This window comes from Streptomyces sp. NPDC005070 (genome assembly GCF_053600395.1).
In genome coordinates, this window is the sequence record NZ_JBSFZS010000001.1 from 101,416 (window position 1) to 121,805 (window position 20,390).

Genomic DNA, 20,390 nt, shown 5'->3' on the forward strand with positions numbered 1-20,390 from the left:
CCACGGCTACAGCCCGAACATCGCCGACAGGGTGGCGGCCGCGAGGTCTTCGGGAGGTTCGTCCATGCCGAACCGCTGGTGGGGCCGGCGCAGGCTGAGCACCGCCAAGCCGTGCAGGGTGGCCCAGATGGACCTGGCCATCAGCTCCGATGACGGCCCGGCGGGGATGAGCGCGGCCGCCTGGGCGTCGACGACGGAGCTCAGGAGCACCTCGAAGGAGTCGTGACCGACCGGCTCTCCGTCCGGCCGACTGCGGAACATGGTGACGAACAGGTCGGGATGATCGTGTGCGAAGCGCACGTACGCCCCGGCCAGAGACAACAGCCGCTCACGGGCATCGTCCGCGCCTGCCGCCGCCTTCTCCAGGCTTCCGCGCAAGGTGGCGTACCCCTGGTCGGACACGGCGGCGAGCAGTTCGTCCTTGCCGCTGAAGTGGCGGTAGGGCGCCGCGGTGCTCACGCCGGCCCGGCGGGCGACCTCGTTGAGGCTGAACTGCTCGTGCCCCCGCTCGGTGAGGATCTCTCGGGCCCCGTCGATCAGCGCCTGCCGCAGTGCGCCGTGGTGGTAGGTCGCGCGTGTCACCGCTGCTCCTCCCTACTTGCCGCGCCCGCCGTCAGAGTGTCGGCGGGCGCGGAGAACTGCATCGAATGCATGTTACTGATTCTAACATTGGCTGCTATGTTAGAGCCGTTCACATCGGAGCGGCATGAGGACCCGAGGAGTTCGGATGACTTCCACCGCACCTCCCGCAACCGCCAAAGCCCCACCCCGGCGGAGGCGTTCGCAGTGGAGTTGGGCCTGGGTGGCCCTCTCCTCGCTGGCGATCGCCGGCTACTTCACGGGCCAGTACGCGCAGGGCACGCTCGATGCCCTCGCGAACCGGCACGTCGGCCTCGCCGACAGCTACGCCTCCCAGGCGCCGGTGATCCGCGCGGCCTTCTACGTCCACATCGTGACGGCCGGGCTGGCACTGGCCCTGGGACCGTGGCAGTTCCCCCGGCGGCTGCGCACCCGCCGCGTACGGGTCCACCGGGGCATCGGCCGCGCGTACCTGGTCAGCGTCGCGCTCGGCTCGGTCTCCGCGTTCGTGGTGTCGATGTTCAGCTCGGTGGGCCTGCTGGGCTTCTTCGGCTTCGGCTCACTGGCCGTGCTGTGGGGATGGACCGCATGGCGCGGCTACCGCGCCATCCGCGAACGGGACGTCCCCAGCCACCAGGCCTGGATGATCCGCAACTTCGCACTCACCTACGCGGCCGTCACCCTGCGACTGTGGTTCGGCGTGCTGATCCTCGCCCAGGTGCCCTTCGCCCACGGACCGGACCCGTTCCCCGCGATCCTCGCGGAGGCCTACGCCCCCCTGCCCTTCCTGTGCTGGCTGCCCAACATCGTCGCCGCCGAGTTCATGATCCGCCGCCGCGGCCTGACGGCCCTGCACCTCACCGCGCCGCCCGCACGGTCCGCGGCCCCCGGTGGATGACCCAAAGCACGACCCGGCCCGGCCGCACACCGCCCCGCATACCGAAACGACCCATCTGCCCACCTGCTCCGCCAACCCCACCTGCCCGGGAGAAGTCATGAGCGTCTACACCGTCAAGAACCTCGTCTCGTCCGCGTTCCTCGTCACCGACGAGAACGGAGCCATGATCGTGGACACCGGCGTCGCCGGACGAGCCCCCGCGATGCTCCAGCAGATCGCGGACGCCGGCCTGCGCCCCACCGACGTCAACCTCATCCTGCTCACCCACCACCACGCCGACCACAGCGGCTCCGCCCTCGACCTGCGCGCCGCCACCGGAGCGCCCATCGCCATCCACCGCGACGACGCCGACCAGCTCCGCCGCGGCGGCCGCGTCGACCTCCACCCCACCAGCCTGGTGCCGCGCCTGATGAAGGTCATGCTGGCCAAGACCGAAATCCCGGCCATCGAGCCCGACATCATCCTCGGAGACGAGGAAGACCTGGCCCGCCACGGGGGAATCGGACGGTCCTTCGTGACCCCCGGCCACACCCCCGGCTCCGTCTGCGTCCTGCTCCCCGACCACAGCATCGTGGCCGGCGACGCTCTATCCGGCGGCATCATGCGTGCCCGGACCGCCCGCAAGCCCATGTTCGCCACCGACCTGGACGCCGCCGCGCACAGCATGCGCGTCATCGCCGGCCACGCCCCGACCACCGTCTACGTCGGCCACGGCGGCCACCTCACGGCACCGTCTGTCGCCTCGCTCCAGACGAGCTGAGCCCCTTCCCCGCTCCGCCTCACGCACGTCGCCCGGGCCGCCGAAGCGTCCCGGGCGTCGTCGCGGTCGGTCCCAACCAGCCCCCGTACGAGGAAGGCCCGTAAGCGTCGCGTTCAGCTCTCGACGGCCGGTCCGAGGGGCAACCCCCTTGTTCCTGCGACATGCGGCCCGTACTTCCCCGAGCGTCGGCCGCTGTCCGACCCTTCCTCCACGTTCACCGCACACGGGCGGCAGGGCAAGGAGCAATGCGACGCATGGCCCGAAGCGTCCCTCGCGAAGCCCCTCCGGCCGCGGTAGGACACAACGCGAAAGGGCACCCCTGCCTTTCTGACGGACGGGCACCGGCCTGAATCCGGCGGCTTCCGACGACCGTCCGAAGATCCCGCGCCGCGTCACCGGCCGCTGCTCGTCCTCGGCTACGAGGACATCTGCTACGCCGAGCAGGCGGCACGCTACCCCGCCAGGGCGTGGCCCTTGGTCTGGCGCGCGCCGGTGAGGGTCGCGTACACCACGACATTGCCGCGGTATCCGCCGTTCCCGGCCCGGCCGCCGCAGGTGATCACGCGGAGTTCGGGTCGGCCCGTGCTGCCGTAGACCTTCCTGTCGGGGAACCGGTCCGTGTCGTAGACCTCCACGGCGTCCACGGTGAAGACGGCGGCACGGCCGTCCGCCCGGTTGATCTCGATCGTCTCGCCCTTGGTGAGGGCGCCGAGCCGGTAGAACACGCCGGTTTCTCCGGCGCGTGTGTCCACGTGCCCCGTGGTCACGGCCGTGCCGCGCGAACCCGGTGTCGTGCCCCCTCCGTACCAGCCGGCGAGACCGGGCTCGCTCTCGGGCGGGGGCCGCAGAGCCCCCGCCCTGTCGAGGCCCAACCGTGCCAGGGAGGCGTTCACACCGATCGCGGGGATACGGATGCGGACGGGCTCGGAGCGAGGCAGCGGTGGGGCGGCGGGGTGTGCCGGCGGGGCGGCAAGACCCGCCGGCGGGGTGGGGAAGGCCTGGTCGGCCGAGGGCTGCGGGGGCCGCCTGTCGACCATCGTGTTGAGCACCAGCAGGATGCCCGCCGCCAGTGCCACGATCAGGAACGTGACGGGTGGGACGAACGTGCGCGTCGGCGCGTCGGCCTTGTCCCTGGATTCCTTCAACGTCGGGCCTCTTGCCTGGAGGGAGCCGGGGGAGTCCGCTCCCGCCGCGCTGGGGTCGGGAACGGGGGTCGGGGGCCTGGGCGGCCGCAGCGGAAGGTCAGGGCCGGGCGCCCTGCGAGCGACGGCGGATCCTGTACAGGGCCCCGGCCGCGGCCGCCGTGATCAGCGCGCCGCCCATGGCCACCTGGGTGTTGGTGTCCTGGGCGTCTCCGAACCCGGCGTGGATGCCGCCGCTCGGCTGCTGGTCCGCGATCTCGTACGTGTCCGTGAGCTTGATCCGCGGCGGGCACTTCACGGTGACGGTGTCGGTGCCGGACGCTCCCTCGGCCGGGATCGTGAACTCACCCACGAGCACGCCCTTGCGGCTGCCCCCGAACATGTGGAACTGACCTCCCGCCGCCGACTCGCCCTTGCCGTACGTCACATCCGGGCCGCAGGCGGTGGTCGTGACCGTGACCGTGGACCCCGGCAGGCCACTGCCCGGGTCGATACGGAGCTCCGTGTCACCGGCGGCCACGGCGGCCGGGCCCTGCAGAGCCAGGACGCCGAGGAGCAGTCCGACACCGACGCCAACGTGTTTGTTTCGCAAGGGAACCCTCCGACAAAGCAGTGGCCGACCTGTCCGCTCGGCGCTCCTGTGATCTCCACACACGAGAAAACCGACGCTCCGTCAGCTCCGCAACAGGAGGCGTCGGCCCAGGTGTCACCCGTGCAGCGGCCTTGCCGCCTCCCGCGTGAGTGTTTGCGCAGGTCCCCGGAGCGGACGCGCGCCGATGGCTGTCCTGCCGCAGGAGTCGGATGGGCTAACGGCCTTCATCCCCGAACGGGCCAAGGGGGCACAGCCATGTGCCCCCTCCTCGGCGGCTACCGAGCTCCCCGCTTCACGCGACGCCGACGTCCGCAGCGGTGCGGACGCTGTCACCGCCGCCGGTCGTGACCGAGGCGTGGGCGGGGAGACGTCGTACGGCGGGGACGCACAGGAGGGCCAGCGCCGAGGGGACGGCGATGACCGTCATCGCGTACAGCGTGGGCCGCACGCCGAGGGAATCGGACACCGGGCCGGCGAGCGCGAGGCCCAGCGGCATGAGTCCCGCCGACAGCAGATAGTCGTACGAACTCACCCGGGACAGGGCGGCCTCGGGTATGTGCGTCTGCAGCGCGGTTTCCCAGATGACGAAGAAGAGGGAGACGGCGACGCCGGTGACCGCTTCGAGGACGGCTATCACGGCGACGGGCGCGCCGGACCCGATGATGATCGCCTGGCAGGAGCCCACCGCGAGCGCCGCGGCGGCGAGTGCCATCGGATGTCTGATGTTGAGCCGGTAGGCGCAGACGTCGCCGACGATGGAGCCGAAGCCGAAGCCCGCGGTCACGATCGACCAGCCGGCCGCGCCGCCCCACTCGCGCTCGGCGAGGATGGGCCCCAGCACGAACACCGACGGCAGCACGACTACGTGGTAGACGGAGATCGCCGCCATGCCGGACCACACCCATGTCCGGCTCCGTACTTGCGTCCAGCCGGCGCGCAGTTCCTCGAGAAACCTTCCGCCGGGGGCTGCCTGCGCCGTGTCGGGTGTCATGTCGCGTGGGGTCAGCCGGGTCAGGAACGCGGCACTGGCCGCGAAGGTCAGTGCGTCCACCGCCAGGGCGCCGCCGGGACCGGCCGCCGCCACCAGAACCCCGGCCACGGCAGGGCCGACGACCAGTCCCGCCGACTGGACGAACCCGCGCAGGGCGTTCGCCTCCCGCAGCCGGTCGGCACCGACGAGCAGGGGCATCAGCCCGGTGGCCGCCGGCATGAAGAACGCGTCGGCCGTGCCGAACACGATCATCAGCAGCACCAGATGCCGAACCTCGGCGACGCCGGTCAACAGCAGTACGGCGGCGAGCCCCTGCACGGCGAACCGCACCAGGTCCGACACCAGCATGATGCGATGGCGCGGGAAACGGTCCGCCCACACCCCGCCCACCAGGGAGAACAGCAGCGTGGGCACGAGGCTGGCGGCCGCGAGCAGCCCCACGTCGGAGGCGGACCCGCCCACCGAGAGCACGGCGAAGGGCACCGCTATGAACGACACGCGGTCGCCCACCACCGACAGGGACTGCCCGATGAACAGGCGGGCGAACTGCGGCTCATCACGCAGCACACCAGGAACCAAAGACTTCACGAAACGACCGATCAGGGACAGCGGACATGAACTGCAGCGCCCGATGGTAAGCAGTGCTGTCCCCGCAGGTCACCTGGATTCAGCAGGGGAAAGTGCGGCGGGCCTGCGCAGCAGCCACCGCCCGACGGTCCGGCGCGGGGGACGTACCACCACGCTGCCGTGCGCCTTCTCGCCGACCAGCTCGACCCGCAGGGTAGCCGGTGTGTCCGGATGTGTCGGAGTGGGACGGTGTTTGACCCTGCAGTGCACCAGCCGCAGACCGTCGGTGTCGACCACGATGCCCGGCCGTGTGACGAGGGTCAGGGTCTTGCCCATCATGGCGACGTCGACGCGCAGGGTGTCGTGCGTGATCACGGCGTCGGTGAAGTCGAGGGTCACCTCGCAGTACGTCACGGCGAGCTCCAGCCTCCGCGGCACGACCCAGCGCCCCACACGTGCGACCGCGCCGCTGTGGACCTGCTCGATCCGGACCGTGTCCTTGGCCTCCGCTCCGGCGGCGCCGACGGACGGCAGGTCGGCGGTGAGCGCGGCCAGTTCGCCCAAGGTCCGCGCCGACAGGGCGGCTTCCAGGCGCTCGTCCAGCTCGTCCGCGGTCAGTAGACCGTCCCCGGCCGCGATACGCAGTACGTCCACGACCCGGTCCCGGTCCGCGTGCGAGGCCCGCAGCTCGGGCGACGAGCCGGGGCCGGCGGGCTTCCCGGTGGGCGCGATCTCTCCCGACATGCTTCCGTCCTGATCCTGTCGAACGACTCCGCGCGACGCGGGCAGCGGCGCGAGGAGAAGACTAACGCTATATCGCGATACAGGGTCCCGCTCGCACGCCCGAGACGCACGCTTCCGGCCGCTCGGACTCCGCCGTCGACGGCGTCACGCCGGGTCCGCCACAGTCGGTGAACCGGGCGGGGTGGCTGAACCAGGTGGGGTGGACGAGCCGGGTGAGTTGGGGTGCGGGATGGTGGGGGTGGGGGCGTACTGGGCTGCCTGGGCTGTGAACATCGCCGCGTAGCGGCCCTGGGCCGCCATGAGTTCGTCGTGGCCGCCCTCCTCGACCAGCCGCCCCTGGTGCAGGACGTAGATGCGGTCGGAGTGGCGGACTCCGGACATACGGTGGGTGACGAGGACGACGGCGCGGTGCGGGGCGGCGAGTCCGCGGATGCGGTCGAACGCCGCGATCTCGGCCTCCGGATCGAGGGCGGACGTCGGTTCGTCCACGATGAGGATGCTGTCCGCCCGCGAGGTCGAACTGCGCCAGTGCGTGCGGGCCAGACCGACCTTCTGCCATTCGCCGCCGGACAGTTCGATGGCCCCGCGGAAGACGCGGGCCAGCAGACTCCGCAGCCCGTCGGGGAGTCTGGAGACGACCGGGCCCGCACCCGCGTAGTCGACGGACGCCCGCAGGTCGTCGTCGGTGGCCTCGGCTTCGGGGCGGCCGATCCTGATGTTCATCGCCGCCGTCACGGGCCAGCGCTGGAAGTCCTGCGTGAGCAGCGCGACGCGCTCGAAGACCTGGGAGCGTTCCAGCCCGGTGACGTCCAGGTCGCCCCAGCGCACCATTCCAGCCTGGGGGAGCAGCAGGCCGGAGAGGACCTTCATGAGGGTGCTCTTGCCGGAGCCGTTCTCGCCGACGACGGCCGTGACCGAGCCCATCGGGATGGTGAGCGTGACCCGGTCGAGCGCCGGAGCCTCGCGGTCGGGGTACCGATACGAGACCTCGTCGAGCGTGATCTGCTTGACCTGCTCCGGAACCGGACCGCCCGTCTCGGGGATGGCGTACCCGGCCGCCTCGGTCAGGAAGCGTCCGTGGTCGCGGACGTACAGGGATTCCTCGTGCAGGGTGTTGACGTTCATCACCAGAGCGCCCAGGCTCGCCGACCCGGACCGGACGGCGATCACCGCCGTGCCGGCCACCGCCAGACTCATGTGCCCGCTCATGACCAGCCAGATCATGGTTCCGTACGTGGCGGCCATCGCCAGTCCGGACAGCGCCGAGGCCACCCACTCGGTGACCGCCTTGCCGGCGGCCAGCCGTTCCTGCTCGGCCTCGGCGCTGCGCGCCATGCGTTCGTACCGGCTGAGCAGGAAGGGGCCGACGCCGTGGATACGTACCTCCTGGGCGGCGGTGCGTTCGGTGAGGAGGTTGCCGATCAGCCGGCTGGCCCGCAGGTGCTCGATCCAGCTCATCACCGACACGTACCGTTCCTGGGCCACGCGCATCGCACCCCAGCCGCGCGGCGCGGCGATGAGGACGAGCATCGGCAGCAGCGCCGGATGGAGCACCGTGAGCACGCCCGCCGTGGCCACCAGGGAGATGGTGCTGTTCAGCGCGGCCACACAGGCGCTGATCATCTGGCGGGCGGACGCGGGGCCGTACTGGGCGATGTCGATCAGCCGCCGGAAGTCCGGGTCGTCGATGGCCTCCAGCTCCACGGAGGCGGCGGCTGCCAGGTACTGGGTGGTGGCGATCCGTTCCACCAGAGGTTCGAGGCGGCCCGCCCGGGACGTGGACCAGCCCGCCAGCACGGAGTTGACGACGGCGATCGCGGCGGCGGCCAGCAGGCCCGGCATCAAGGCGTGCAGCCGCTCGACCGCAGTGCCGACACCGAGCAGGGCGTGCATGACCGCGTTGACGGCGAGCAGCCCTACGGCCGCGGCGACGCCCTGCCCGATCTCGCTCACGCCGACGGCGATGAGCGCCCGGCGGTCCGTGTTCCATGCCATGCGCAAGGTCGCTCCGACCAGGGTCGGCATGGACCGCAGTGCCGACAGCATGGTCAAGTCGAGCTGCGCGTGCTCGTGTTGGGACCAGCCCATGTCGTAACGCAACGGGCCGCCGAACAACTCGCGCTCCGCGTCGGACACTTCCGGCTCCGCGAGCCGGACCTTCCCGAAGAACCTCATCACACCGCGCCTCCCCGCGCGTGGCGGTTCCGTGCCCTGGACCTTAGGTCGCGAGCGAAGGTCGGCGGGAAGGCGCTCCTGCGTGTGGGCGCACGCCATCGGTTGGACGTCACCATCAGGGGAGGTTGCCCAACTCGCGCGTGACTAAGTCGCATACGTCGGCTATCGGCCTTCGGGTGTCGAAGTGGCCGGAGTCGGTCGGGTCAGTCGGGTCGGCCGGTAACGGTCGGGTCGGCCGGTGGGAAATTCGGTGGAGTGGTGGAGCGGCCCGTCACTAGGGTGCTGCCGGGCCCATTCGTCTAGGCAAGGACGTGCCGTTGTACACCGTGTGAGACCTCCCGAGCGCTGATCTGTCGCGCGTCGCCTCCGTGCGCCGCGCTGCCTTTTGCTGCGGACTTCTCACTGAAACCGGTGTACCTCTGTGCTCAATAGCTGGGTGGTCATGCCCACCTGCCTGCCTACTGTTCTCCGCCGTTGCCACGCCTGCGGCTCCGGGCGCTTTCGGGCCAACGGAAAATTCCGTGTCAACGCGAACCACAAACTCCTCGACGCCTGGCTCCTCGTGCTCTGCGCCGGCTGCGGGGACACGGCCAAGCTCACGATCCTGGAGCGGGCGCATGTGCGCTCGGTCCGACCGGAGCTGCTGGACCGGATGCACGACAACGACCCCAGCCTCGCGGCGGAGTTGCTGCAGGACCCGATCGTGCGGCGCCGCAATCGCGTCGCCCTCGACTGGGACGGCGCCTGGCGTCTCGACACCGGCGGTTCGGATCATCTGGGCCGCGAGGTGATCGATGTCTCGGTGCGATTCGCGGCGCGGATCCCCCTCCGGCCGGTGCGGCTGATCGCCGACGGCTGCGGTCTCTCGCGGGCCGAGGTCGAGAGACTGATGGACGAGGGGAAGGTCGTCTCGGCGGTCCGGCTGAGCGGCAAGGTGTCCGGCGACTTCACCTTCACACTCAAGCGCTGAGCCCTCCCGGGACCGGCGCGGGCCTGTCCGGCATGATCCGCCGGGCAGGCCCCACGTCCGGGCGGCCTGACCGGGGAATCCCGAGCGCGGGCTACCGGCGCGCCCTGCGGTAGGCGATCAGCAGCCCCAGGAGGATGCCGACGAGGAGGGTGACGGTCAGGACGATCCACAGGGGGAGGGTGACCTCCGGGATCCAGAGCCGGATGGTCACAGAGTTGGTGTTGGCTGCGATGAACCAGATCGTCAGGGCTGCCAGCACGAAGAAACCGATGCTGCGTATCCGGTAGTCCCGCCCCTTGACCGTCACGGTGGACGGCCCGTGTGCCTTCGCGGTCTTCTGGGCCATAAATCCAGTATCCGGCTGTTCATCCGAGCGGGCGACTCGATCGGCCGCGACCGGCCGCGATCGGCCGCGACCGGCCGGGGCCGCCGCTCCCGAGACTCGGACCGTCCTGGTGCGGGCGGGCGGAACCGTGGCCGGGCGGGCGAGCGGAACCGGGTGGGCGGTGCGGCGAGAGGGGGTCGGACTTGAGTCGGGAATCGAACATGTGAACTAATAGAGCGATGGAGTCCGTGTCGCGCATGTCCTTCCCTCAAGACCTGGTCCAACTGGAAGTGGCCTGGTGTCGCAACTATGACGCCCTCGCCGCGCCCCGCCCGGTGGGACACACGGCATTGCGCCGTCGTCTGCTGGTGCTGTCGGCCCGTCTGTGGTGGCATCCGTTCTGGACGGGGCCGGGCCGGATGCCCGCCGCCCGCCTGGAGCTGCGCAGGCGGGCCCGCGCCGTGAGCGCGCGGGGGTGAAGGGCCGTACCACTCAGGGAAGAGGCCCGGCTCAAGCCGCGGCCTCCTCCAAGGGGACGCCGAGCCGGCCCGCCACCGTGGTGAGGGCCGTACCCAGGGGCAGAGCGACCCGGGTGAGGGCGTGCTGGTCGCCCCGGGTCACGTCCCGGTTGACGATCAGCACCGGCTTCCCGGCATCGGCCGCCTGACGGACGAACCGCAGTCCGGACATGACCGTCAGGGAGGAGCCCAGGACCAGCAGCGAAGTCGCCTCACGGACCAGCCGGCGGCACTCCTCGACCCGCGACGGCGGAACGGACTCGCCGAAGAAGACCACGTCCGGCTTGAGGATGCCGCCGCAGACCGTGCACGGGACCACGTGGAAGTCCCCGACCTGCTCGTCGGTGAGGTCGGCGTCACCGTCAGGGTTGACGGCGGCGGCCACCGGCGCGAAGCCGGGGTTGGCCTCCTCCAGCAGGCGGGCGAGTTCGCGGCGCGGGGTGCGGGCGCCGCAGGAGAGACAGACGACCCGCTCCAGGCTTCCGTGGAGTTCCACCACGCCCTGACTGCCGACGGCCTGGTGCAGCCCGTCGACGTTCTGTGTGATCACCCCGGAGAGCAGGCCGTGGCGCCCGAACGCGGCCACGGCCCGGTGTCCGTCGTTGGGGCGGGCCCGGCCGAAGGTCCGCCAGCCGAGGTGGCTGCGCGCCCAGTAGCGCCGCCGGGCCTGAGTGGTGGCGGTGAAGTCCTGGTAGGTCATCGGGGTGTGCCGACGCAGGCTCCCGCCCTCGCCCCGGTAGTCGGGGATGCCCGACTCCGTCGAGATGCCCGCCCCGCTGAGCACCAGCACACCGCCGGTGCGCAGCGCGGCGGCCACCGGCTCCAGGTCCGTGGTGCCCGGCGGGAGATCCCCGGAGGGGATCCAGCTCAGAGTGGGGCGCATGCGCATGCAACCAGGGTACGGATACGAGGAAACGGTGTACGGGGAGGTAGGCACCACGCCAAGCCGATGTACGGGCACGGGCATCGCGTGCACGTAAGGTCAGGCGGGCAGCGTGCCGATGTACGGGCAAGCAGGCACCGCGTCCACGTACGGTCGGGCGGGCACCGCGCCGATCTCCGGCCCGGCCTGCCCCGGTCGGCGGCGCCGGCCCCGCTTCTCAGCTCGCGCCGGACCGCCGGAGCCGTGCGGAAAGATGGTGCTGGAGCGGCTGGCCGACCGCCTCCAGATCATGGAGGAAGTCCAGGGTGTCCGCGTCCGTCAAGGTGTAGCGGCGGCGCGTGGCAACCACCTCCTTGGCCGTGGGAGCGAGTGCAACCTGCTGGGTGGCCAGGTCCACCGCCCCGTCGGCCGCCTGCCCGACCAGGATTTCCGCGATGCCGGTGGGCTGGGTGATCAACGCTTCCACACGTCCGTCGGCCTGCATCCGCCACCAGCCGCTCTCCCGGGCCGACGGGCGCAGCGGTGAGCCGTCGGGGTCCAGCAGCCAGGCGCGTGCCTCGTAGTGGAGGAAGGGCCGACCGTCGTGGCTGAAGGTGACCTCCTGCGCGTAGACGAACTCCTCGTCGAGCGTCGGGTAGCCGCCGCGGCCTTGTCCGGCCCAGGTGCCGAGAAGTCCGATCACCGGCGTGAGCAGCACGTGCGGTGCGGGCTTCTCGTCCGAGCGGAACGCGTCGGGGTACGGGTGCTTCCCGAAGAGGTCGACCATGACATCCACTCCAGGGTTGAGGCCGGTGCCGGCTGGCAGCCTAGTGGTACTCCGCCCGGAGATCGTGATCTTCCCGGCGGCGCGGCGGACGGCTCGGGAAGAAACCCGGCTCGTCGTCCTGCGCGGCAACAGTGCCTCGGGGAAGTCGTCCGTCGCCGCCGGTCTCCGCGACAGATTCGGCCGCGGAGAGGCCCTGGTCGGCGAGGAGAACCTCCTCCGGATCGTGCTGCGCGAGCAGCGCTCTGCACGAGACCGTCGACCGCATCATGCTCGATACCGGTCTGGCTCACCTGCCCGCACGGGATCGCTGACCAGCACGCGGGAGAGGCCCGGCCGCGGTGCCGGGACGCGCTCGTCCCGGCACTGCGGCCGGAGTGTCAGGCCTCGTCGCGCAGGCGGGAGGCCAACGTCGTCAGCGGTTCGGCCTCCTCCGTGCGGCCCAGGCGGGTCAGCAGGGACACCGCCTTGTCGAGGCGGGTGAGGGCGGGGGAGACGCGTTCCAGGTAGAGGCCCTCCACGGCACCCGCGAAGCGGACGCACTCGGCCCACTCGCCCGCCCGGTCGTCCTCCGGTCCCGGCTCGCCGAGGAGGGCGAGGGCCTTCTCCAGCGCGGCCAGGGCGTCCTCGTACTCACCGGCGTACGCGTTGACCCGGCCGTGTTCATAGGCCAGGGCCGAGTCCAGGGAGCGTCCCCGGGTCTCGTACGCGGCCTCGCGGGCCTCTTCGGCGATCCGGCCGGCGTCGGCGAGGAAGACGAGGGCATCGGCGAGGCCCTCCTCGCCGTGCTGCTGAGCCTGCTGGCGGGCGAGTTCGCGCAGAGAACTGCTGAGCTGCTCGTAGCGCGGTGCCAGCGCGTGGGCGGCGAGCGCCTGGTTCACGGCTTCCCGGGCGCGGCCGAACTCGCCGGACTCGCCGAGGAGTACGGCCGCCTCGGCGGCGATCATGGCGTGGCTTCCCGGGTCGTCGTCCCAGTCGGCCGACTCGGCCGCAAGAGCGACGAGTTCGGCCGTGGCGGCCTTGAGGTCCTCGCCCGCGTGCAGGGCCCGGGCCCGGGTCAGGCGTAGCTGGGCAAGGAGCCGGTTGTCCAACTCGCCCGCCGTGACGTCCGGTTCGGCCATCAGGGAGTCGAGCAGGGCGATGCAGTCCTCGACACGGCCCAGGTCGAGGCTGAGCTGGGCCGCGTTGCTGTAGCTGCAGAACGCCTCCGTGCGGCTGCCGTGACGGAGGTCGAGCTCCGCCGACCGCGTCAGATGGCGCAGTGCCTCGTCGGGCCGGCCCAGGTGCATGCAAACCTCGGCCAGGTCGCCGTGGAGGCGGCTGGTGTCGACCGCGGCGGCCGGCCAGTCGGCGGCCAGCCGCAGGGCCTCGATCAGGCTCGCGTGCGCGGCTTCCGGGTTCCGGAGGCCGAGCTGGAGCCGGGCCCGCAGGCCGAGTGCGCGGGGCAGGTGCCAGGCGGGGCCCTGGGTCTTCAGCCGGCCGAGGAGGTCGTCGACCCCGGCTATCGCGGCGGGCAGGTCGCCGGAGAGGGCGTGCGTGCCGGCCTTCAGCAGCAGCCCGCCGGAGATCTGCCCGACGATGTCGTGTCGCGTGGCGAACGCCAGCAGCAGGTCCGCCTCGGCGAAGACCGGCGCCGCGTCCTCCTCGTTCCCGGACGTCTGCAGGCGCAGGCCGAGCACAGTGGCCCGCAGGCGCAGCAGACGGGCCTCGTGCACCGGTGTGAGACCGGAGGTCTCCTCGTGCAGGGTGACGATGGACGCGTGGGCGGCGGTCAGCGCGGCGGCCTTCGCCTCGGCCCCGTCGTCGACGCCGCCCGCCGCGGCGAGCAGCGCGCAGGCGCGGGCGAGTGCCGCTCGATCCGGCGCTCCGGCGTCCTCGTACAGTCCCGCGGCCTCCTCGTACAGTGCCTGCGCGACGGCGAACTCGTCCTTGTCGCCCGCCCGGCTCGCCTCGTCGTCCAGGAGGTCCGCGCGGAGCCGTACGAGGGGGCCCACCTCCGGGTCGTCGGGGTGGGCGTAGTCGCGAGCGGCCGTGAGCGTGCGCAGCCGTGCCCAGACGGCAGTCGAGTCCGGGTGGCCCAGGTCGTCCAACTCCCTTGCCCGGAGGATCAGTTCACCGACCGACTCGGGCACGGCGGTGGCGGTCGTACGGGCCGGGGGCGCGGTGACAGGGACGGCCGTGGCCATGTCGTCGAGGCTGCGAGGACGCAGCGTCAGCTCCAACGCGTCCAGGAGCGGGGCGCGTTCGACGCGGGCCGCGCGGCGGTCGGTGTGGGCGGTGGTTCCGTTGCGGGCGTCGAAACGCGCGGCGAAGTCATCGGCGCGGTCCGCCACTTCGGCGCCCAGGCCGGCCACCGTCCAGGCGCGGCCCGCAAATCCCGCGGCGGGCAGGTCGCCGTGGCCGAGGTGCTCGACACGACGGAGGAGAACCTCCACGCCGGTGAGGAAGTCGAGCATCTCCCGCGGCGACTCCACCTCGTCGAACAGTCCCCGGTTCTCGGCGAGCAGTTCAAGACCGCGCGCCTCGTTGCCGGTCAGCGCGCAGAACTCAAGGTGTCGGCCGACCTCCCCGGCCATCGAGGGGTTGCGGCGGCAGGCACGGTAGCCAGCGAGGTGCAGTTCGACGGCACGGTCGGCAGCGCCGGTGCGCAGCAGGGGGAGCAGCGCGTGCGAGATGGAACGCGCCGGCTCCTCCTGGCAGGAGTCCTTCCCCGCCAGGACGGGCTCCCAGACACGCAGGGCCCTCTCGTCGTCGCCCGCCGCGAGGTGGTACAGGGCGCGCTCGCAGATCTCGCAGGCCTCGCAGTCGCTGAGCCTGGTACGGGGGCGCCCCGCCCAGAGTTCGTAGGCGAGCGCGGTGTCCTCACCGAGGTGCGCGGCGAGTTGGTACGCCTGCCCGTAGTACGGCTGAAGGCCCAGGTCGGCCTTCTCGTACCGATCGCGCATCTCCGTCTGCCACTGGCGCAGGCTGGCCAGAGGTACCTCGGGCAGCGCGAGCAGCGCGTTGGCCACCCACTTGAACCGCCAGAACAGCAGGTGGCGCAGGCGCTCGTCGAAGACGTCGGGCTGCTCGTCGAAGAGCGTGAGCAGGCGGGCGAAGACGACGGGCGACTTCCGGGGTTCGGAGCCGTAGGTGTACGCCTCCTGGAGTTCGAGGAGTGCGCGAATGAGGGGTACGGGCTCGGCGAACTGCTCGGCTGCCTCGACGAGTTCCTCGGCGGTGACGGTGCGGGTGCGGCCGTAGGGGCGGCGGTCGTTCTCCTGGAGCGCCTGGAGCAGCTCGTCGGTGGTCTGGGGTGCGGTCGGCATCGTCAGCTGTCCTTGCGGAGGGCGTGGGCGAGGAGGTCGAGGAAGGAGCGGTTGATGAGGCTCGACTCGGCGGGCCTGAGCGGACGCCGGGACAGCATCGCGGCCTGGCCGTAGAGGGCTTCGGCGCTGGTGCGGGCCAGTTCGGGCTCGGTGATGGTGACGGCCGTACGCACCAGCGGGTTGAGCTGGTTGAGGATGAGCTGGGCCCGCGGAGCCTCCTGGCGCAGGGCGCCGAGGATGTCGCCCCACACGCCGCCCTCCTGTTCGCGGGCGAGCTGGGAGCGGGTGCGCTCGTGCCGGGCTTCGCGGCTGTCGACGAGGAGCGCGGGCGCGGAGGCGGGCTGGAAGGCGCGCAGGGCGACGTCGCAGTCGAAGACGGCGAGGGCGTCGCGGGCCTGGGCGAGGTAGGCCGCGGCGGCCAGCTCCGTCTCCCGGTCGACGGGGTCGAGGTGGGCGGTCAGGGTGGCCGGGTCGAGGTCCGCGACGCTCGCCTCGGGCCTGATCTCCGGCAGCCGGTGCACGAGTTCACGGTCGTACGTGTAGCCGCCGTTGACGACGCCGAGTCCGGCGGCCGAGGCGATCGCGGCGACCTGCCGGAACTCCTCCACGCTCGATGTGACGAGCACCGTGCGGTGGGTGCGCGCGAACTCGTCGAGCGTGGCGTGCCCGTCGGTGGTCTCGAACGGCAGCCAGGGCAGCAGCATCCGCAGGATCTCGTCGTCGTGTACCGCGAGCGACTTGACGGCCAGGTGATGCACCTGGAGGAAGCGGGCGAGCAGGTCCGGGTCGCTGGCGGCGGCCCGGGCGATCCAGTCCCGCAGCCGTTCGGCGAGGGCGTCGCGGACGGCGGCGAGGGTGTCGTCCTCGTACAGGGACTCGCGGGACGCCGTCGGGCGCAGGCTCTCGGCGTCGACGACACAACGGACGAAGAACGCCCACTCGGGCAGGATCTCCTCGGCCTGCTCGGACAGCAGCATGCCCTTGACGTGCACGCGGTGGCCGTGGCGGCGCCCGGCCGGCACCGTCTCGGGCAGCACACAGGCGATGCCCTTCAGGCCCACGGCCGGCAGGTCCAGCTCGATCGTGTCCAGCGGCTTGAACCCGAGGACGTCCTCGCCGTACGCGGCCAGGGCGCGCGAACGGGATCCCGGCGTGGGGTACGTGACCGTCCAGGGCGCGGGCTCGGGGTTGACCGGCGCGGGCGTGCCGCCCGTCCCGTCGGTGAAGGTCACCGGGTGGCGCAGCAGCGAGCCGAAGTGCCGGGCCAGCGCCTGAACCTGGACCGGCCGGGTCCAGTCGCCGGCGTCGGCGCGCGGTGTGAGGATGACCGTGGTGCCGGGCCGGGGGCGGGCGGACGCGGGCAGGGTGCGGACGGTGTAGCTGCCGTCGCCGCGGCCCCGCCACTCCACGGCGGGCGCGTCGGGGGTACGGGCCGAGCGGCTCAGGACATGGATCTCGTCCGCGACCAGGAAGCAGGACAGCAGACCGATGCCGAACTGGCCGATGAAATCGCCGCGTTGCTCGGCGATCTTCTCGGCGCGCTTGCTGCTGCGGCCGATCGTGGCGAGGAAAGTGTGCACATCGGCCTCGGTCAGACCGACTCCGTCGTCCTCGACCCGGACCACCGAACCGTCGGCGTACAGGCGGATCCCGAAGGCGTCGGTCGAGGCTCCCGGTTCGAGGGCGTGCCGGGCGGTCAGCGCGTCCACCGCGTTCTGCAGGAGTTCACGCAGATAGACGCGGGGGCTTGAGTAGAGGTGGTGGGAGAGAAGGTCGACGAGGCCCCGCAGATCCACTTGGAAGGTGCGGTCGTCGCCGGCCGGGGTCGCGGAGGTGTCGGGCAGTGTCATCGGGCAGTCCGGAGGGGGAGTAGAGACGGGGCGGCGGGATGGGCGTGCGCTCAAGCGCGACGGTGTGGCGGCGGGATCGGCGTGCGCTCGGGCGCGCCGGGTGTGGCGTGCGCTCAGGCGCGGCGGTGGTGGCGGGCGAACTGCTTCTCGGGCTCGGCGAAGTACGTCCACGGCCAGCTCGTGTACGCGCCGTCGAGTTCCTGGAAGACACGCCGAACCGTGTGACGCTCACCGGCCAGCGACAGGGCCATGGCGAACATGTTGAAGTCCTGCTGCCAGCCCGGGTGTCGCGCGTAGGCCGGGTGGAGGATGCTGTGGTCGGCCGCCTCGCGCAACTCGGCCTGGATCGCCGGGGTTTCGAGACAGTTCCCCCGCTCCGACTCGACCCAGTCCTCGATGTGCGCCATGGCGATCGCACAGCCGAGAGGGTGCCCCTGCGGGGCGCGGCCGAGCGCGTCCCGGGCGAACGCCAGCGCCTCGCCGGGATCGCCGCCCCAGCGGGGCTGCAACTGCGACACCCACTCGATGTGGGTCTCCAGATCCAGCGGGTCCCGGCGCAGAGCGGCGTCGAGCCGGGCCTCCTTCACGCTCGAGGGCAGTGACATGCCGCGCGCCGAGGTGAGGAGACGGCGCCACGGGGTGAGCCACTCCGGCCGCAGTTCGGCGGCCTCCAGCAGATGGTCCTCGCCGATCACGAGCCGCTCGCGGAAGACACGCCACTGCTCCTGCGTGACGTTCGCGGCGCGGGCGCTGGTGCGGGCCTCCCAGCCCCAGCTGATGTGGCGCGTCCCGGATATCAGCAGGGCCGTCGCCCGGTGCTCCTTGTCCTCCTCGACGGCACGCCCGATCCAGTCCTGCACCCCGTCCAGCTCCGCCAGTTCGGCGAGTACCTTGTGGTCGCGGCCCGGTTCGAAGGGGGCCAGGGCGGCCTTGACCGCCTCCCAGTCACCTGCTTCGGCCGCTTCCACCAGCGCGAGCACCCGTACGTCCCCGAGCGCGCGCAGCGTGTGCACCCCGTTCTTGCCCCTGCGCGACACCGGGAGCGCGTGCGGATCCGCCGCCGGTCTCTCCGCGTCCTTGCCGAACAGCTTGCCCCACATGCCGTACCCTCCCCTGGTCCTTCATGATCGTCCGGTGCAGCATAAGCGGACCTACTGACACCGTGGCCACAGAGTTTCCGCGGGTACTTCACGAGCCCGGATCCCACGCCGCACCGGATCTCGGCCCCGCGCCCGCCAACCGGGCGAGGCGGCGGGCGGAACGGCATGGTGCGAGGGCCTGGACAGGCCGGCGACCGGAAACTGGTGGCCCGGTGTCAGGCTCGAGCAGGAGAGCGCATGAACGACGGCAGCAGCGCAGGCTCCCAGGGATCGGTCACCGCCGTCACGGACAGGGGAGCCGCCAACCGGGCCGGGGTACTCAGTACCGCCCTCGCCGGTGTCCTGGCCTTCGCGCTCTCCTCCGGCTCCTGGCAGTGGTTCTCCACCTACCTCGGCGCCACCCTGCTCGCGCTGATCCTCGCCTGCACCCGGCCGCCGGTTCCCACGGCCGGCGCGCGGTCCGCGTATGTGCGGAGCCTGACCGCCTACTCCCTGGTCGTCGGCCTGTGCGTGGCCCTCGCGGTGGCGCCCGCCATGCAGCGCTGGAAGTGGTTCTTCCCGATGCCGGGCACGCGAACGAAGTGCGCCCACCTCGGCGACTACGCGGCACTGCGGGCACAGGCCGCACTGCACGACCTGGCGGGTCGGGACGGCGCCGCGCTGGCCTTCGCCCAGGACGACCGGAGCCGGCACGTCGTGGACGACTGCTTGGCGTCCACGACGACGCTGTGGCTGCCGGTGTATGCCCTGGCCGCCGCCGCACTGGCGGCGCTCGGCGCGTGGTTGGTGGGCAGGGCTGGTACGAGGCCGGCGAGCGCCACGGCGGTATGAGCGGCTTCCGCGAGCCGTCGGCCGAGTGAGAGGCCGGTGCCGGTGCCGGTGCGAGTGCCTCCGCCCATGCCAGTTGCCGGTCATCGGCGTCACCGTTCCCGTATGCGCCACCACCAGCGCCCGGCCGTCCACGCACAGGCCCAGCCGGGATCCGGAAGAGTGCGTCGTTCGAACTCCACGTCGATCCGCTCCACCAGCCGGCCGAGATCCGTCCGGGCTCCCCGGGGCAGATACCGGAGAGCCACTTCCAGGTCGTCCCGGCCGTCCTCGATCTCGATGCCGGGACTCTCACCGGGGCCGGTCAGATACCGCCCGGGCTCCTTGAAAGCCCATGCGAACCGGTCGAGAGCGACGGCGACTGCGTTCGGGTGCAGGTAACGGGCCTCAACGCGTCGCACAGCGGCCCGAGTTCGAGCCGATACGCCCGGGATCCTGAGGGTGGGTACGTGTTGCGGCGGCCGCCATCGCTCGTCGCGGACGGCCTTCGGGCGCCTACGCGGCATCGCCCTTTCGGATCAGAACCATGCCGGCATTCTGCCACGGCCCAGCCCCGCGGAGTCGGGCACGGCGAGGATGGTCAGGTGGCCCAGGGCAGTCGTACGGCTTCGATCTCCGCGTCGTCGAGGAGTGCTTCGACGAGTTGTACGGGGCCGGCGACTTTCGTGGCCCACAGGTCGTAGTCCGTGCAGACGATCCAGGACCGGTCTCGGGACCAGAGGTTGGACGGGCTCCAGTGATCTTCCTCGGGGTGGTCGTACAAGACCTTGGCGTCCGCGAGCCTGCCCGTGCGGATGCGCGCGTTCTCGTAGTCCCCGTCCGCGCGTAGCAGCGGGCTGTAGTAAGCCAGGCAGGGGGTGTCGGCGCCCAGTGGGCTGTGCTCGGTGAGGAGGTCGATCAGACGGTTCCAGTCGGCTCGGGCCAGATGACCTTCGGACGGCGCCTGGATCGTGGCCGGCCAGCTCCCCGACTTGATCCCGGGAAAGGACGTGTGACATGGAAAGCGTCCCTCGGGCACCACCGGATCACCGATTCGCCGTGCGAGTTCGGTCCATCGCAGCCTGTGCCAACGGGGACCGGGGAGCTCACCAGGGACGCCGTCGAGGACGTCTGCGGGGTCGAGGCCCGGGATGACGTCGTGTTCGCCGGACAGCACGGCCCGTTGAAAGTCGCCGAACGACATGTCGTCCGGCCCGAGCTCGTGCTCGTACATGGAATGCAGCACCCAGGCTGCGTCAGGCGACGCCGGCGGCATGAACCCGGTGAGTCCGTCGTCGGCGGTCAGTTCCCGCAGCCCGTCGGCTTCCCGTGGCTCGGCGAAGGGCCACCTTGCGGTCGCCCGTGCGGCGGCTGTCTCGTGCATCCGCCCAGCATCGCACTCGTGCTGACGGCCTTCC

General features: G+C 71.6%; 19 protein-coding genes and 1 pseudogene. 6 read left to right on the forward strand and 14 right to left on the reverse strand.

All coding sequences use genetic code 11. From position 1 onward, the window contains the following. Positions 1-6: 6 nt before the first annotated feature. The gene (locus ACWEBX_RS00485) at positions 7-582 is read right to left on the reverse strand and encodes a TetR/AcrR family transcriptional regulator (protein WP_451882698.1); all 576 of its coding nucleotides are present in this window, start codon (positions 580-582) and stop codon (positions 7-9) included. Between the two features lie 145 nt (positions 583-727). Here ACWEBX_RS00485 and ACWEBX_RS00490 point away from each other — a divergent pair, with 145 nt between their 5' ends. Both ACWEBX_RS00490 and ACWEBX_RS00495 read left to right on the forward strand, forming a co-directional pair. After that, positions 728-1,477, forward strand: coding sequence for a DUF2306 domain-containing protein (locus ACWEBX_RS00490; RefSeq protein WP_451882699.1), 750 nt, complete (start codon positions 728-730; stop codon positions 1,475-1,477). A 97-nt stretch (positions 1,478-1,574) separates the two neighbouring features. Then, positions 1,575-2,237, forward strand: coding sequence for an MBL fold metallo-hydrolase (locus tag ACWEBX_RS00495; RefSeq protein ID WP_451882700.1), 663 nt, complete (start codon positions 1,575-1,577; stop codon positions 2,235-2,237). Between the two features lie 452 nt (positions 2,238-2,689). On the opposite strand, the gene ACWEBX_RS00500 is transcribed toward ACWEBX_RS00495, so the two are convergent. The 5 genes from ACWEBX_RS00500 to ACWEBX_RS00520 form a co-directional block, all read right to left on the reverse strand. Continuing rightward, positions 2,690-3,382, reverse strand: a complete 693-nt coding sequence (locus tag ACWEBX_RS00500; protein WP_451882701.1) for a class F sortase — start codon at positions 3,380-3,382, stop codon at positions 2,690-2,692. Between the two features lie 97 nt (positions 3,383-3,479). Continuing rightward, positions 3,480-3,971: a sortase gene (locus ACWEBX_RS00505; RefSeq protein ID WP_451882702.1), complete on the reverse strand. Its 492-nt coding sequence runs from the start codon at positions 3,969-3,971 to the stop codon at positions 3,480-3,482. A gap of 292 nt (positions 3,972-4,263) precedes the next feature. After that, positions 4,264-5,529: an MFS transporter gene (locus ACWEBX_RS00510; RefSeq protein WP_451882703.1), complete on the reverse strand. Its 1,266-nt coding sequence runs from the start codon at positions 5,527-5,529 to the stop codon at positions 4,264-4,266. A 90-nt stretch (positions 5,530-5,619) separates the two neighbouring features. Further along, positions 5,620-6,273: a DUF1707 SHOCT-like domain-containing protein gene (locus ACWEBX_RS00515; RefSeq protein WP_451882704.1), complete on the reverse strand. Its 654-nt coding sequence runs from the start codon at positions 6,271-6,273 to the stop codon at positions 5,620-5,622. A gap of 144 nt (positions 6,274-6,417) precedes the next feature. Beyond that, entirely contained in the window at positions 6,418-8,448 is a 2,031-nt protein-coding gene (locus ACWEBX_RS00520; protein ID WP_451882705.1) for an ABC transporter ATP-binding protein, read from the reverse strand. A gap of 421 nt (positions 8,449-8,869) precedes the next feature. Here ACWEBX_RS00520 and ACWEBX_RS00525 point away from each other — a divergent pair, with 421 nt between their 5' ends. After that, a complete protein-coding gene (locus tag ACWEBX_RS00525; protein ID WP_451882706.1) occupies positions 8,870-9,418 on the forward strand; it encodes a DUF1062 domain-containing protein in 549 nt (182 codons plus the stop codon). 91 nt (positions 9,419-9,509) lie between these two features. On the opposite strand, the gene ACWEBX_RS00530 is transcribed toward ACWEBX_RS00525, so the two are convergent. Beyond that, positions 9,510-9,764 carry a lipopolysaccharide assembly protein LapA domain-containing protein gene (locus ACWEBX_RS00530; RefSeq protein ID WP_384785083.1) on the reverse strand — a complete coding sequence of 85 codons (255 nt, stop codon included), beginning with the start codon at positions 9,762-9,764 and terminating at the stop codon, positions 9,510-9,512. 236 nt (positions 9,765-10,000) lie between these two features. On the opposite strand from ACWEBX_RS00530, the gene ACWEBX_RS00535 reads away from it, so the two are divergent. Further along, complete coding sequence (locus ACWEBX_RS00535; RefSeq protein WP_451882707.1) at positions 10,001-10,222, forward strand: hypothetical protein; 222 nt, start codon at positions 10,001-10,003, stop codon at positions 10,220-10,222. Positions 10,223-10,253: 31 nt separating this feature from the next. Here the strand turns inward: ACWEBX_RS00535 and ACWEBX_RS00540 are convergent, their stop codons facing one another. Then, positions 10,254-11,150 (reverse strand): NAD-dependent protein deacetylase, encoded by an 897-nt coding sequence (locus ACWEBX_RS00540; RefSeq protein WP_451882708.1) that lies wholly within the window; start codon positions 11,148-11,150, stop codon positions 10,254-10,256. 211 nt (positions 11,151-11,361) lie between these two features. Then, a complete protein-coding gene (locus ACWEBX_RS00545; protein WP_451882709.1) occupies positions 11,362-11,910 on the reverse strand; it encodes an FABP family protein in 549 nt (182 codons plus the stop codon). Positions 11,911-11,977: 67 nt separating this feature from the next. On the opposite strand from ACWEBX_RS00545, the pseudogene ACWEBX_RS00550 reads away from it, so the two are divergent. Beyond that, positions 11,978-12,148 (forward strand): annotated as a pseudogene (locus ACWEBX_RS00550) (kinase); the annotation flags it as partial. 139 nt (positions 12,149-12,287) lie between these two features. Here the strand turns inward: ACWEBX_RS00550 and ACWEBX_RS00555 are convergent. From ACWEBX_RS00555 to ACWEBX_RS00565, 3 genes are all read right to left on the reverse strand, one after another. Then, on the reverse strand, positions 12,288-15,215 hold the full coding sequence (locus tag ACWEBX_RS00555) for a hypothetical protein (protein ID WP_451882710.1): 2,928 nt from the start codon (positions 15,213-15,215) through the stop codon (positions 12,288-12,290). Positions 15,216-15,217: 2 nt separating this feature from the next. Further along, complete coding sequence (locus tag ACWEBX_RS00560) at positions 15,218-17,065, reverse strand: HSP90 family protein (protein ID WP_451882711.1); 1,848 nt, start codon at positions 17,063-17,065, stop codon at positions 15,218-15,220. Between the two features lie 113 nt (positions 17,066-17,178). Next, positions 17,179-18,165 (reverse strand): hypothetical protein, encoded by a 987-nt coding sequence (locus tag ACWEBX_RS00565; protein WP_451882712.1) that lies wholly within the window; start codon positions 18,163-18,165, stop codon positions 17,179-17,181. A gap of 237 nt (positions 18,166-18,402) precedes the next feature. Between ACWEBX_RS00565 and ACWEBX_RS00570 the strand changes: the two genes are divergently transcribed. Next, the gene (locus ACWEBX_RS00570) at positions 18,403-18,996 is read left to right on the forward strand and encodes a hypothetical protein (protein ID WP_451882713.1); all 594 of its coding nucleotides are present in this window, start codon (positions 18,403-18,405) and stop codon (positions 18,994-18,996) included. A gap of 89 nt (positions 18,997-19,085) precedes the next feature. Here ACWEBX_RS00570 and ACWEBX_RS00575 read toward each other — a convergent pair whose 3' ends face one another. Both ACWEBX_RS00575 and ACWEBX_RS00580 read right to left on the reverse strand, forming a co-directional pair. Continuing rightward, positions 19,086-19,394, reverse strand: coding sequence for a hypothetical protein (locus ACWEBX_RS00575; protein ID WP_451882714.1), 309 nt, complete (start codon positions 19,392-19,394; stop codon positions 19,086-19,088). Between the two features lie 179 nt (positions 19,395-19,573). Next, a complete protein-coding gene (locus ACWEBX_RS00580; protein WP_451882715.1) occupies positions 19,574-20,356 on the reverse strand; it encodes a hypothetical protein in 783 nt (260 codons plus the stop codon). Between the last annotated feature and the right edge of the window lie 34 nt (positions 20,357-20,390).

Bases quoted from the DNA above. Each gene is read 5' to 3' on its own strand.
- ACWEBX_RS00530 (WP_384785083.1), bottom strand. From the start codon at position 9,764: ATGGCCCAGAAGACCGCGAAGGCACACGGGCCGTCCACCGTGACGGTC.
- ACWEBX_RS00545 (WP_451882709.1), bottom strand. From the start codon at position 11,910: ATGGTCGACCTCTTCGGGAAGCACCCGTACCCCGACGCGTTCCGCTCG.
- ACWEBX_RS00580 (WP_451882715.1), bottom strand. From the start codon at position 20,356: ATGCACGAGACAGCCGCCGCACGGGCGACCGCAAGGTGGCCCTTCGCC.
- ACWEBX_RS00560 (WP_451882711.1), bottom strand. From the start codon at position 17,065: ATGACACTGCCCGACACCTCCGCGACCCCGGCCGGCGACGACCGCACC.
- ACWEBX_RS00495 (WP_451882700.1), top strand. From the start codon at position 1,575: ATGAGCGTCTACACCGTCAAGAACCTCGTCTCGTCCGCGTTCCTCGTC.
- ACWEBX_RS00515 (WP_451882704.1), bottom strand. From the start codon at position 6,273: ATGTCGGGAGAGATCGCGCCCACCGGGAAGCCCGCCGGCCCCGGCTCG.
- ACWEBX_RS00520 (WP_451882705.1), bottom strand. From the start codon at position 8,448: ATGAGGTTCTTCGGGAAGGTCCGGCTCGCGGAGCCGGAAGTGTCCGAC.
- ACWEBX_RS00490 (WP_451882699.1), top strand. From the start codon at position 728: ATGACTTCCACCGCACCTCCCGCAACCGCCAAAGCCCCACCCCGGCGG.
- ACWEBX_RS00565 (WP_451882712.1), bottom strand. From the start codon at position 18,165: ATGTGGGGCAAGCTGTTCGGCAAGGACGCGGAGAGACCGGCGGCGGAT.
- ACWEBX_RS00570 (WP_451882713.1), top strand. From the start codon at position 18,403: ATGAACGACGGCAGCAGCGCAGGCTCCCAGGGATCGGTCACCGCCGTC.
- ACWEBX_RS00555 (WP_451882710.1), bottom strand. From the start codon at position 15,215: ATGCCGACCGCACCCCAGACCACCGACGAGCTGCTCCAGGCGCTCCAG.
- ACWEBX_RS00535 (WP_451882707.1), top strand. From the start codon at position 10,001: ATGTCCTTCCCTCAAGACCTGGTCCAACTGGAAGTGGCCTGGTGTCGC.
- ACWEBX_RS00540 (WP_451882708.1), bottom strand. From the start codon at position 11,150: ATGCGCATGCGCCCCACTCTGAGCTGGATCCCCTCCGGGGATCTCCCG.